At 65.4% G+C, this 12,927-nt stretch carries 13 protein-coding genes; 7 read left to right on the forward strand and 6 right to left on the reverse strand.

From position 1 onward, the window contains the following. Positions 1–4 precede the first annotated feature (4 nt). From AAFP30_RS08290 to AAFP30_RS08300, 3 genes are all read right to left on the reverse strand, one after another. Entirely contained in the window at positions 5–469 is a 465-nt protein-coding gene (locus tag AAFP30_RS08290) for a YdeI/OmpD-associated family protein (RefSeq protein WP_419229401.1), read from the reverse strand. A gap of 261 nt (positions 470–730) precedes the next feature. Then, entirely contained in the window at positions 731–1,069 is a 339-nt protein-coding gene (locus AAFP30_RS08295; RefSeq protein WP_419229402.1) for a PIN domain-containing protein, read from the reverse strand. Between the two features lie 99 nt (positions 1,070–1,168). Beyond that, entirely contained in the window at positions 1,169–2,038 is an 870-nt protein-coding gene (locus AAFP30_RS08300) for a hypothetical protein (RefSeq protein WP_419229403.1), read from the reverse strand. 213 nt (positions 2,039–2,251) lie between these two features. Here AAFP30_RS08300 and AAFP30_RS08305 point away from each other — a divergent pair, with 213 nt between their 5' ends. After that, positions 2,252–2,608, forward strand: a complete 357-nt coding sequence (locus AAFP30_RS08305; protein WP_419229404.1) for a hypothetical protein — start codon at positions 2,252–2,254, stop codon at positions 2,606–2,608. A 14-nt stretch (positions 2,609–2,622) separates the two neighbouring features. On the opposite strand, the gene AAFP30_RS08310 is transcribed toward AAFP30_RS08305, so the two are convergent. Together AAFP30_RS08310 and AAFP30_RS08315 are read right to left on the reverse strand one after the other, a co-directional pair. Further along, positions 2,623–4,008 carry an MFS transporter gene (locus AAFP30_RS08310; RefSeq protein WP_419229405.1) on the reverse strand — a complete coding sequence of 462 codons (1,386 nt, stop codon included), beginning with the start codon at positions 4,006–4,008 and terminating at the stop codon, positions 2,623–2,625. A gap of 36 nt (positions 4,009–4,044) precedes the next feature. Continuing rightward, positions 4,045–4,518, reverse strand: coding sequence for a hypothetical protein (locus AAFP30_RS08315; RefSeq protein WP_419229406.1), 474 nt, complete (start codon positions 4,516–4,518; stop codon positions 4,045–4,047). A gap of 233 nt (positions 4,519–4,751) precedes the next feature. Here AAFP30_RS08315 and lon point away from each other — a divergent pair, with 233 nt between their 5' ends. Continuing rightward, the gene (gene lon / locus AAFP30_RS08320; protein ID WP_419229407.1) at positions 4,752–7,115 is read left to right on the forward strand and encodes an endopeptidase La; all 2,364 of its coding nucleotides are present in this window, start codon (positions 4,752–4,754) and stop codon (positions 7,113–7,115) included. 91 nt (positions 7,116–7,206) lie between these two features. Then, positions 7,207–7,575, forward strand: coding sequence for a hypothetical protein (locus AAFP30_RS08325; protein ID WP_419229408.1), 369 nt, complete (start codon positions 7,207–7,209; stop codon positions 7,573–7,575). 107 nt (positions 7,576–7,682) lie between these two features. Here AAFP30_RS08325 and AAFP30_RS08330 read toward each other — a convergent pair whose 3' ends face one another. After that, positions 7,683–8,327 (reverse strand): TetR/AcrR family transcriptional regulator, encoded by a 645-nt coding sequence (locus AAFP30_RS08330; RefSeq protein ID WP_419229409.1) that lies wholly within the window; start codon positions 8,325–8,327, stop codon positions 7,683–7,685. 314 nt (positions 8,328–8,641) lie between these two features. Between AAFP30_RS08330 and dnaK the strand changes: the two genes are divergently transcribed. The 4 genes from dnaK to AAFP30_RS08350 all read left to right on the forward strand — a co-directional run bounded on the left by dnaK (position 8,642) and on the right by AAFP30_RS08350 (position 12,862). Further along, entirely contained in the window at positions 8,642–10,498 is a 1,857-nt protein-coding gene (dnaK, locus tag AAFP30_RS08335; protein WP_419229410.1) for a molecular chaperone DnaK, read from the forward strand. Further along, positions 10,495–11,124 (forward strand): nucleotide exchange factor GrpE, encoded by a 630-nt coding sequence (gene grpE, locus AAFP30_RS08340; RefSeq protein WP_419229411.1) that lies wholly within the window; start codon positions 10,495–10,497, stop codon positions 11,122–11,124. The genes dnaK and grpE overlap by 4 nt, the downstream gene beginning before the upstream one ends. A 136-nt stretch (positions 11,125–11,260) precedes the next feature. Beyond that, entirely contained in the window at positions 11,261–12,460 is a 1,200-nt protein-coding gene (dnaJ, locus tag AAFP30_RS08345; RefSeq protein WP_419229412.1) for a molecular chaperone DnaJ, read from the forward strand. A gap of 45 nt (positions 12,461–12,505) precedes the next feature. Next, a complete protein-coding gene (locus tag AAFP30_RS08350; protein ID WP_419229474.1) occupies positions 12,506–12,862 on the forward strand; it encodes a heat shock protein transcriptional repressor HspR in 357 nt (118 codons plus the stop codon). Positions 12,863–12,927: the final 65 nt, after the last annotated feature.

The raw sequence follows: 12,927 nt of genomic DNA on the forward strand, positions 1-12,927 counted from the left end.
CGGATCAGCCGGTTAACTGCGAGATCAGCTTCTCGATTCGCCGTGTCCGGGTTTCGGGCTTCTTCGCTTGTTCGAGCACGCGGATGTGTTGACGACGCTGGCTGATTGTGAGTCGATCGAAGGCCTGCCGCACGGACGGTGATGCGTCCAACGCGGCGGTCAATTCGGCAGGCTCGGTGACGGTTGGGGGTTCGAGATCAAGGTCGACGGTCACCAGCACCTCGTCACCGATCTCGACTCCGGCTGCGGCACGATGGGCGTGGCTGACGCCGATCAGATGTCGGCCGCGTAGATAGGCGATCCGCGTGTGCCAGGTATGCGAGTTGATCGTCACGATGACCCGCGGACGACTTCCGGCACCGAGATCCTCCACGAGACCGGTCGGGACTTCGAGCCCCTTCATCGGTTCCGGTGGCTCGACGATCGCGCGGAACTCCATGCGTTCTCCATTCACGGCGGTCACATCCATCTGACGGATTCTGGCAGCTGTGTGTGACATGACCGTCTTTCTCTTCCCGATTACGACAACTAGTCGGATGAATCGGCTGAACGCACACACGTCCGAGCGGGCGGATTCGCAATGCTGCGCTTCACCAAATGGCGCGCCCGTCTCGTCCTGGCCGATGCGCGACGGGTCGCCGACGGAGTCCGCGTGGGTCTGGAGGAGCCAGGTGCGCCGACAAACTAGGCCCAGCCCCACTGGACGGTGGACTCAGATTCGACGCTGGTTTCAGTCTCTTAGGAGCTGAAGTTGCGGTGCATCGTGGTAGATGCCATCCCCGCTGAGTAGCGGAAGTCGCTTAGCAATAGCGCAGGCTGCGACCCAGCGATCTGCCGTGTGGACCTTGTCGTGTAATGCATGACCATCGCTTCGACAGGCTGCGGTTAGCGCGGCGTACGACTCGATGACCTCCTTGTCGGCGGGGATCGTGGGGGTCAGGTCAAGCTTGTCTCTTGCATCAGACACTCGTCGCTCGCCCCAATTGCCAATCTGTGTCCCCGCGATCACCTCAGCCCTTGTCTGAAAGGAAATGAGTACGTGTACACCGGAGAGTTGGGTGCGCCACACCTCAACCGGAAGGCCGCGCTTCTGGGCAACGGCGGGGTCTATGTAGAGCGAGCTGTAGACATCTGTGTCTACGAGGACTATTTACATCCACGGATGCCGTCACAAGCCGATCGCGTCGAAGAAAGCGCCCGATTCCGCTTCGGTCAGTCCTTCGATTCCGCCCGGCTCGATTCCAGGAGCACTGGCGAGGATCTCTTCTAGCGATAGTGCCTCGGGTATGGTGTGCGAACCGATCGGGTCGGTTGCAGCCGTAATAGCCGCTCCGTGAATGCGTTTCAGCTGTCCTTGAGAATCAAACTCGGGTGACCCGGTGACGACTACGTGTTTTCCCAGGAGTGGTCCGAGTTCGCCATCGTCTGTCACGTTAGGCAATGCCACCTGGTGACCGACGTCGTCGTGAACCGACAGGCGGTGTGTGTGCAGGTTCACTGCGAGCAAGCGGCCCACGAAGGTGGTGTCACTCAGCGGCTTTGGGGCCGTTGAGGTCCATGTTGTCGATTGCAGACCGGTAGTGGAGAAGCGGCTCTGCGTGCGGCCATTGACCTTGAATTCGACCTCAGGGGCGGCGTGCTGCAGCGCAGCAGCCAATTGTGCTACGGTTACCGCGAGTGTGTCATCGGCCCACTCAGGTCTCCGGTCCAGCGCGATGGATTCTATGAGCGCTTCGAACCTCGTGTCGAAAGCTTCCTCGTCGGCAAGGTCGAAATCCAAAGTGTCTGCACCGGCTCCGGCTCGACGGGCAAGAATCGTCGTGCTGCCAGGCGCCATCCCGATGACCAAGGTGGCAACTCGATGGACCCGCGCAGGGGCGCGACCCAGCCGCTCCGCATCTGTCCCATGCCGTCCGATGCTCAGCGCGACGCTCTTGAGGCTTTGGATGATCGCAACCAAGTCATCAGCGGCCAGCTGCCCCTCGGGGGCATTAGCGCCTTGAAGATGGAATTCGAATTGTGTGGCCACGATATTCACCTCCTGATGGTTTGGCTTGGCGTCGTCTTTGGCTCCATTGTGCGTGATCGATCCCTCGGGTGACAGCCGATTTCACTCGGACTCGTACGAAGGGGATACCCGTGTGTTGTCACACCGGCCAACCACCCTTCACTCGTAACGACGGCCGGTGCAGTCCGCGATAGTGAAGGCAAGAGCCACACCGTGGTTCCCGCCCGGCCGAGGAGCGGACAGATGAAGATCACCAGCGCCGCAAGAATCAATTGGTTGCGCCGAGGAGTCGCCGCCGCGGTGCTCGCGGGTGCTGCCGTATCGGGCGGCTTCGTGGCGGCGGGAGCGGCCGACGCCTATCCCGTAGGTCCTTGGCGTATCGAGGGGCCATGCAAGGGCGCGACCACGTCCCAGTGCCCGATGTCGCCGTCGAGAGACGGACTGACGTGGTCGTTCCACGGCGACGCCTGGAACTACGACAAGACCGGCCGGTTCGTGTGCATGTCGAGCGCCATCTACTGCGGACCGCTGGTGACTGTCATTCGCGCGCTGCCGCCGGTGCAGATCGGGTCGGGACCCAGCACCATCGCACGTCGGTGATCTGACCTACCTCATCACTCGCCTTCGGCGAGCCCGCGGTAGGCCGCGGCGGCCGCGGCCGCCATGACAAGGGCGGTGATGGCGAAGCCAACGGCGGTGCCGGATGTCCCGTGGACGTCGACGATCACCGCCGAGAACACCGCAATTCCGACGACGCCGCCCGTCTGCCGGCACGTGGTCATCAATCCGGATGCCTGTCCGCGCTGGTCGGCGGGTGCGGTCGCGATCGTCGCGGTCGTCAAGGGACTGAGAATCGCACCGATTCCTGAACCGGCGAACACCATGCCGACGCTCACGACGACCAACGACGACACCGCGAAACCGATTGCGGCAATGGCCAGCCCGGCCGCGAGAGCGAGACTTCCCGCGACGACGACGCGCCGCAAACCGAGCGTCTCGTAACGCGCACCGACGGTTCGGGTAGTGACCAGCAGCGGAATCACCAACGGCAACAGACTTATCCCCGCTTCGGCCGGAGTCAGGTGCAATGCGTCCTGCAACGCCGTGGCTCCGTAGATCGTTGCGATCGTCATAGCGAATCCCAGCGCGGCAAGCGCTGCGGTGTTGGTGGCGAATCGCCGATTGGCGAAAAGTCCGATGTCGAGGATCGGATCGGCGGCGCGTCGGGCGTGCACGACGAAACCCACCGTCAGGGCGATTCCGACCGCGGCGACCGCCAGAAACGTTGGCGATGACCAGCCCCATTCGGGGGCCTGCAGCAGGGCGGTCATGATGGCCGATAGGCCTCCGACGACGAGGACCACACCCAGCAGATCCCATGAGCGCACGGGGTGTCGGGTGGTGTCGGGTCGTACGAGTTCGATGAGCACGATGCCGACGACGCCAACCGGCACGTTGATCAGGAAACCCCATTGCCAGCCGACGAACTGGGCGCAGATGCCGCCCACGGCGGGACCAATGAGGGCAAACCCCTGTCCGACACCGGTATAGATGGCCATTGCCGCGGCACGTCGTTGTTCCCGAACGGCTTGGGTGAGCACGCTGAGCGTCGCTGGCATGAGCATTGCGGCGGAGATCCCGGCGATCGCCCGGCAACCCACGACACCGGCGAAGTCGGGAATCAGCGCAATTCCCAACGACGACAGAATGAACCCGGCCATGCCGATGCGAAAGAGGTTGACCGGCCCGTACGCGTCGGACAGACGCCCACCGAGCGGTAGGAACACGGCCAGGGTCAGCAGGTACGCCGAAACCAGCCATGCCCCTTGTGATCCCGACAGCTCCAGATCGCGGGTCATGCTGGGGAGCATCACGCCGACGATGCTCGAGTCGAGCACGAGCAGCACCATGGTCGAGGTCAACGCTGCGATCAGCAACCGTTCACGACGAGCAGCCCGGTCAACGTCGGCGGTGCGTCGTTGACCGGGCAAGGTGTTCATCGTGCCTCCGTTCGAATCAGGATTTCAGGACGAGGGTCACCAGAGGTCGTAGCTGACGTTGACGTTCGGGTAGCCCGTGCTGATGTGGGGTTGGTTGATGAAGTAGTGACCGCCGCCGGAGGTGCCGGTCATGGCGGTGTTGACGTTGCCGCGCACGTTCTCGAGGTTGTAAGTGGCGGTCGGGCCGACGGCGCCGATTCGGTAGTTGACGAACACGGTCTCGTAGGTGCTGTTCGGTGCGACGCTCACAACCGTCTCCGAAGCTCCGGGCGCCAGCGAGCGCGAGGGTGCCTGGACCCAGTGGCCGCTGCCGGGGGTCGCCGAGGCGAGCCATTCGGTCTTGTTGGTGTGGTTGGTCAGCGTCATGGCGACGGTGGGCTCTCCGGGATGGGTGATCGGCAGGGTGCCGGCGTTGGCCAATCCGGCCCCGCCGACCGCGAGTGTGCCGGCGATTCCGAGCCCAGCGATGGCGGCGAGGGTGCGGGTCTTGACGTTCTTCGAGATGGTCATGATGTCTCCTGAAGTGTGTCGTCCGGTCCCGGTCGGGGCTGGGCGGTGTTTCTGACACCAATGACTTTGCCGCCCAGCAAGGTCGATGACATTCCGCCGGCCGGTGGATGTACCGGTTGATGTCGATGTCCGCCGATTGGTGGAGGGTGGTGTTCGCCCACGGCAGAAAACCCATCGGGAACAAACATCCCGCCACGACAGTTGAGTCGGTCAGACTGAACTTTGGAGGTTACATGTCGCAGACATATTCACTGCCCGTCCTCTTCGTCCCCGACCTGGTCGTCCTGCCCGGCATGGTGGTGCCGATCCCGCTCGACGACGCCGCGCAGGCGACCGTCGACGCGGCGCGCACATCCCCCGACGCTTCGCTTGCCCCGGCGAGTGAGTCCGGAAAACTGCTGGTCGCGCCACGGTTGGACGACCGGTACCCCACCTACGGCGTGATCGCCTCGATCGTGCAGGTGGGACGTATGCCGGGAGGCGGCCAAGCCGCAGTGGTCAAGGGCGAGAAGCGCGCCCACATCGGCACCGGAACCACCGGGGCCGGCAACGCGCTGTGGGTGGAGGTCACCGAGGTCGACGACCCGGAGATCACCCCCGACATCAAGGCGCTCGCCGCCGAATACAAGCAACTCGTACTGGCCATGCTGCAGCGTCGCGAGGCGTGGCAGATCATCGACGGCGTCAACAAGATGACCGACCCGTCCGCACTCGCCGACACATCGGGCTACTCGTCGTGGCTCACCGACGTCCAGAAGCGCGAACTGCTCGAGACCCCGGACATCGATGCACGGCTGCGGCTGCTCATCGACTGGACCAGCGAGCACATCGCCGAGACCGAGGTCAGCGACAAGATCGCCGACGACGTCCGCAACGGCATGGAGAAGCAGCAGAAGGAATTCTTGCTGCGCCAACAACTCAACGCCATCCGCAAGGAACTCGGCGAGGACGAACCCGAGGGCGCCGACGACTACCGCGGTCGCGTCGAAGCCGCCGATCTGCCCGACAAGGTGCGCGAAGCCGCGCTCCGGGAGGTCGGCAAGCTCGAACGTGCCAGCGATCAGTCACCCGAAACCGGTTGGATCAGAACATGGTTGGACACCGTTCTGGACCTGCCGTGGGATGTCAAAACCGACGACAACACCGACGTCGCCGGAGCCCGTGAGATCCTCGACGCCGACCATCACGGACTCGAGGACGTCAAGGACCGCATCGTCGAGTACCTGGCCGTGCGGGCGCGTCGCGCCGAACGGGGCCTGCAGGTTGTCGGCGGCCGCGGGTCCGGTGCCGTGATGGTGCTGGCCGGTCCGCCCGGTGTCGGCAAGACGTCGCTGGGGGAGTCCGTCGCCCGTGCCCTGGGTCGGAAGTTCGTGCGCGTCGCCCTCGGCGGTGTACGCGACGAGGCCGAGATCCGCGGACACCGACGCACCTACGTCGGCGCGCTGCCCGGCCGGATCGTGCGTGCCATCGGCGAGGCGGGATCGATGAATCCCGTTGTGCTGCTGGATGAGATCGACAAGGTGGGTTCGGACTACCGCGGTGACCCCGCGGCGGCGCTGCTCGAGGTCCTCGACCCCGCGCAGAACCACACCTTCCGTGATCACTACCTCGACCTGGACCTCGACCTGTCCGACGTCCTGTTCCTGGCGACCGCCAACGTCATCGAGAACATCCCATCGGCACTGCTGGACCGGATGGAGTTGGTGACCATCGACGGCTACACCGAGGACGACAAGGTGGCCATCGCCCGCGACTACCTGCTCCCGCGGCAGGCCGACCGCGCCGCACTGACCCCCGAGGAAGTCACGGTCACCGACGACGCGCTGCGGGAGATTGCCGCGAACTACACCCGCGAACCCGGTGTGCGACAGTTCGAACGGCTGCTCGCCAAGGCGCTGCGCAAGGTCGCGACCAACGTCGAGTCCGGCAAGGCCACCACGCCGGTGACGGTCGAGAAATCCGACCTGAAGGAGTACCTGGGACGCCCACGGTTCACCCCGGAATCCGAGGAACGCACCGCGGTGCCCGGCGTCGCAACAGGGTTGGCGGTCACCGGCATGGGCGGCGACGTCCTGTTCATCGAGGCGAGCCGCACCGACGCCGGCGACGGAAAGGGTGGACTACAGCTGACCGGACAACTCGGCGACGTGATGAAAGAGTCGGCGCAGATCGCACTCTCCTACGTCCGGGCGCATGCGGCCCAACTCGGTATCGACCCGACCGCGCTCGACGGGACAATCCACGTACACGTGCCCGCAGGGGCGGTGCCCAAGGACGGCCCCAGCGCCGGCATCACCATGGTGACCGCGCTGGCGTCGATGGCCACCGGCCGCAAGGTGCGCGCCGAGGTTGGCATGACCGGTGAGGTCACGCTCAACGGTCGGGTCCTGCCCATCGGTGGACTCAAGCAGAAACTGCTTGCCGCCCAACGCAATGGACTCACTCAGGTGTTCATCTCGCCGCGCAACGAGGCCGACCTCGACGACGTGCCGGCCGAGGTGCTCGACGCGGTGACGGTGACGCCGGTGGCCGACGTGGCCGAGATCGTGCAGCAGGCGCTGGAGCCGGCAGAGCAAACGGCAACTGCTGCTGCCTGATCCGCATAACCGACACGAATGCGCGGTACCGCGACAATAATTGTCGCGGTACCGCGTATTTCGTGTTGTTTACGCGAGCAGAGGAGATCGTATGTCCGAACTGCCGGAGATCACCGATGAAGAAATGCAGACGATCCTGCAATACGCCCAGCCGTATTCGATCGTCATCCTGCGGGCCGGCCTGAAATACGGTGCACCCGAAGCGGCGCAGATCATCTGGGAACACGGCCGCCGCAACATGGCACTGCGCGCGGCGGGCGCTCTCTCGGTGGTCCTGCCGGTCATCGACGACTCCGACGTCTGCGGCGTCGGCATCTTCGACCGTGACCTCGAGACGACGCGGGCGCTGATGAACGACGACCCCGGCGTCCAGGGTGGAGTCTTCACCTTCGACGTGCACCCGGCGCGCGGGTTCCCCGGGGACGCGCTCCCGCCGGAGCCCGAGGCGCCTGTCCGCTGATCGAGTGCCCATTCGCTGATCGAGTAAGGCTCCGAGCTTGCGAGGAACCGCATCGAGATCGACTGTGCGCCTTGGCCTCGATGCGCTCGGCTCCTTCGTCGCCGGGCTTACTCGACCAGCGAGGGGGGCGGGGCGATCCGCTCCAACTCCCCACCCGGAAACCCGAAGATCCGGGCGATGGTGCCCTTGATGATGAACCGCGGGAACATCTCGGTGGCCACCAGCGTCTGCTGCTGGATCAGTCCCTCCATCAACGCGACCACCAGTTCGGCGGTGCGCTCGGGCCGGTTCGGCTCGTAGCGGGACACGAACGGTTCGGTGAAGTCGATGAATGCCGCCCGGTTCCGCAGCATCAGCGCGCGCAGGTCCTCGTCGAACTGCGCCTCCACCAGAATCGCGAAGTGCGCCTTGACGAAGACCTCGCCCTCGGCGCACACCGCGATCACGAAGTCGGTGGTGCAGTCGAGCACGAGATCGGGTGAGGCGTCCTCGCCGGCCAGCATCGGGCCGAAGGCCCGCATCGCGATGTTCCACATGAGTTCATGGGCGGCTTCCATCGCCAGCGCGAGCAACTTCGATCGAGTTGGCGCGTAGTAGTTGACCGATCCGGCGGGCAGTCCGGCCGCCTCGTCGACGGAGCGATGGGTGAGGCCGTGCAGGCCGCGCGTCGAGATGACCTCGAGCGTCGCACGGGCGAACCGTGTGCGCCGATCCGGCGCGGCATCGCCCCTCGTGCCCGCGTTCCTGCTCACCCCAAGGCCCCCCACATCGCGTTGCAGTGAGTGTAAACGGACCGAGGTCAGCCGGACACCGCGACGGGAGACCAGTGAGAGGGTGAGCTGAATCACCCGCGTAAACTTGAGTCGATCTCGCGCAACTTTTTCTCGCGTTTCGGGAACAATCCCGGGAGCCGACCCGTTGGACCCTACGAGAACCTGAGTGATGTAGGCTCAAGTCGGGTTGACTCCGACTCGATCGTTCAGTAAGACATGAGTCGGTTGCGCTGAAGTCCAGGTTCGAAAGACACGTACTTGGGTGCACACCCATGAACTAGGAGGAAAAACATATGTCCCGTGCAGTTGGAATCGACCTCGGCACCACGAACTCGGCCATCTCCGTGCTCGAGGGTGGCGAGCCGACCGTCATCGCCAACGCCGAAGGCTCCCGTACGACCCCGTCGGTGGTCGCGTTCGCGCGTAACGGCGAGGTGCTGGTCGGACAGCCGGCGAAGAACCAGGCGGTCACCAACGTCGACCGCACCATCCGGTCGGTCAAGCGCCACATCGGCGAAGGCGACTGGTCCGTCAGCATCGACGACAAGAACTACACCGCTCAGGAGATCAGCGCCCGCACGCTGATGAAGCTCAAGCGCGACGCCGAGGCCTACCTGGGTGAGGACGTCACCGACGCGGTCATCACCGTGCCGGCGTACTTCAACGACTCGCAGCGTCAAGCCACCAAGGAAGCCGGACAGATCGCGGGCCTCAACGTCCTGCGCATCGTCAACGAGCCGACCGCGGCCGCTCTGGCCTACGGCCTGGACAAGGGCGAGAAGGAACAGACCATCCTGGTCTTCGACCTCGGTGGCGGCACCTTCGACGTCTCGCTGCTGGAAATCGGCGACGGCGTCGTCGAGGTCCGCGCGACCTCGGGTGACAACCACCTCGGTGGCGACGACTGGGATCAGCGCATCGTCGACTGGCTCGTCGAGAAGTTCAAGAGCCAGAACGGCATCGACCTGACCAAGGACAAGATGGCGATGCAGCGTCTGCGTGAGGCTGCCGAGAAGGCCAAGATCGAACTGTCTGCCTCGCAGAGCACCTCGATCAACCTGCCCTACATCACCGTCGACGCCGACAAGAACCCGCTGTTCCTCGACGAGCAGCTCTCCCGCAGCGAGTTCCAGAAGATCACCTCGGATCTGCTCGAGCGCACCCGCGCTCCGTTCCAGGCGGTCATCAAGGACGCCGGGATCTCGGTCGGCGACATCGACCACGTGGTCATGGTCGGCGGCTCGACCCGTATGCCTGCGGTCACCGATCTGGTCAAGGAACTGACCGGCGGCCAGGAGCCCAACAAGGGTGTCAACCCGGACGAGGTCGTCGCCGTCGGCGCCGCCCTGCAGGCCGGCGTGCTGCGCGGCGAGGTCAAGGACGTGCTGCTGCTCGACGTCACCCCGCTGTCCCTCGGCATCGAGACCAAGGGCGGCGTGATGCACAAGCTGATCGAACGCAACACCACCATCCCGACCAAGCGCAGCGAGACCTACACCACCGCTGAGGACAACCAGCCGTCGGTGCAGATCCAGGTTTATCAGGGTGAGCGCGAGATCGCCTCGCACAACAAGCTGCTCGGCAGCTTCGAGCTCGGCGGTATCGCTCCGGCGCCGCAGGGTGTCCCGCAGATCGAGGTGACCTTCGACATCGACGCCAACGGCATCGTGCACGTCACCGCGAAGGACAAGGGCACCGGCAAGGAGAACTCGATCCGCATCCAGGACGGTTCCGGCCTGAGCAAGGACGAGATCGACCGGATGATCAAGGACGCCGAGGCGCACGCCGACGAGGACCGCAAGCGTCGTGAAGAGGCCGAGACCCGCAACCAGGCCGAGTCCCTGGTCAACCACACCGAGAAGTTCCTCAAGGACAACGAGGACAAGGTTCCCGGCGAGGTCAAGGACAAGGTGAACGCGGCCATCGCCGAGGCCAACGAGGCGCTCAAGGGCACCGACATCGCGGCCATCAAGTCCGCGATCGAGAAGCTCTCGACGGAGTCGCAGGAGATGGGTCAGGCGATCTACGCTGCTTCGGCTGCCGAGTCGTCGAACGGTGAAGGCCCCGAGGGCGCCACCGCCGACGCCGACAGTGACGTCGTCGACGCCGAGGTTGTCGACGAGCCGAGCAACTCCGGAGACAACAAGTGACCCAGAGCGGTCCCGAACTCGATCCGGTTGACCCCGACAACGAGGTCGACATGCCGATCACCGTGACCGACCGGCGCGTCATCGATCCCGACACGGGAGAGGTGCGCCGGCCGGCCGGTGAGCCGGCACCGGGTTCGGAAGAGGCGGTCCCCAGCTCGGTGGCCGACGAGGAGATCGCCGAACTGACCGCCGCGCTCCAGCGCGAGCGCGCCCAGTTCGCGAACTTCAAGCGGCGTGCCGCGGAAGAGAAGCAGGGTTCGGTCGCCTTCGGCAAGCAGGTGCTCATCGAGAAACTGCTGCCGCTGCTCGACGATCTCGACCGTGCCCGCGAGCACGGCGACCTCGAAGACGGCCCGATGAAATCCATCGCCGACAAGCTCGGCAGCACCCTCACCGGTGAAGGACTGGCCAAGTTCGGTGAACCGGGCGACGCGTTCGCCCCGGAACTGCACGAAGCCGTCCAGCACGACGGTGACGGCGCCAACCCGGTCCTCGGCCAGGTGTACCGCAGCGGATATCGGCTCGGCGAGAAGGTGATCCGTACCGCGATGGTCACGGTCACCGATCCCGCGCCAGGCGCCGCACCCGCGGCAGCACCGGAAACCGAAGAGACTGGTGCACAATAAGCGCAATCCCGCTCCCTGAGGTGCGAGGCGCTAGCCGAGCCACGAAGGGCCCAGGTGGCCCTTCGTGGCTCGCTCCGCACGGGGCGAACACACAACTTCATCCAGACAACAGACATATCGAAGGAGGTGACGTCTGATGGCTCCGCAACGTGAGTGGTTGGAACAAGACTTCTACAAGGACCTGGGCGTTGCTTCTGACGCTTCGGCTGAAGAGATCAAGAAGGCCTACCGCAAGCTCGCACGCGAGCTGCACCCGGACGCCAATCCGGGCGACACGGCGGCCGAGGAACGCTTCAAGCGGGTGTCCGAAGCCCACAGCGTCCTGTCCGACGCCGACAAGCGCAAAGAGTACGACGAAACCCGCGCGATGTTCGCCGGCGGACGATTCCGTGGCGGCGGCAACGGATTCCCCGGGGGATACCCGGGTGGGGGCACGACTTACACAACCACCGGTGGCGACTTCAACATCGGTGACCTGTTCGGCGGCGGTGGGGGAGCCGACGCCGGAGGCCTCGGCGACCTGTTCGGTGACCTGTTCACCGGTGGCGGGGGGCGCAGTCAGCGCACCTCGACGGCGAGCCGACCCAAGCGCGGCAACGACCTCGAAACCGAGACGACGCTGAGCTTCAAAGACGCCGCACTTGGTACCACCGTGCAACTCCGGGTCACGAGCCCCGCGCCGTGCACCACCTGTCACGGCAGCGGCGCCAAGCCGGGCACCAGCCCGCGGGTCTGCCCGAACTGCAACGGTTCCGGTTTCGTCAGCCGCAACCAGGGTGCGTTCGGCTTCAGCGAGCCGTGCCAGGACTGCCAGGGCACCGGATCGCGGATCGACGACCCGTGCAGCGACTGCGACGGCTCCGGCGTCAAGGTACGGGCGCGCACCATCAACGTGCGCATCCCCGCCGGCGTCGAAGACGGTCAACGCATCCGGCTCGCCGGACAAGGCGAGGCCGGTCGACGCGGTGCCCCGTCGGGTGACCTCTACGTCGTCGTGCACGTCACGCCGGACAAGGTGTTCACCCGCAGCGGTAACGACCTGAAAGTGCAGCTGCCCGTGAGTATCTCCGAGCTGGTGCTCGGGGCCACGGTGTCCGTGCCGACGCTGGAGGGATCGGTCGGGGTCAAGATCCCGGCCAACACCACCGACGGCCGCACCCTGCGCGTCCGCGGACGCGGCGTGCCCAAGCGCTCCGGAGGCGCCGGCGACCTGCTGGTGACCGTCAAGGTGGCCGTGCCGCCCAAGCTCGACGACGCCGCCATCGACGCGATGCGCAGCTACGCCGAGGCCGAGAAGGCCAGCGGTTTCGACCCTCGATCGGATTGGGGGCGATGAGCCGTGGCAGCCAGCGACAAGGACCTCGACGCGACGGCGACCTTCATGATCTCGGTCGCCGCCGAACTCGCCGGGATGCACGCGCAGACCCTGCGCACCTATGACCGCCTGGGGCTCGTCACGCCCCAGCGGGCCAGCGGTGGCGGGCGCCGGTACTCCTCGCGCGACGTCGAGCTGCTCCGCGAGATCCAGCGTCTCTCCCAGGACGAGGGCGTCAACCTCGCCGGCATCAAGCGGATCATCGATCTGGAAAACCAGGTCGATGCCCTGCAGCAGCGCGTCCGGGAACTGCAGGCCCAACTCGAGCAGACCACCCAACGACGCGGTGGCGAACTCGTGCCGGTGCCGCGAACCAGCGCGCTGGTGGTGTGGCAGCCGCGCCGCAAACGCAGCGCCGACTGACCGCGACACCGACTGACCTGCACGGCGCGGGGTTCGCTACCCTGACACCGCAACCGTCCGGTCGC

Source organism: Gordonia sp. CPCC 205515, assembly GCF_048537925.1.
Lineage (GTDB): Bacteria > Actinomycetota > Actinomycetes > Mycobacteriales > Mycobacteriaceae > Gordonia.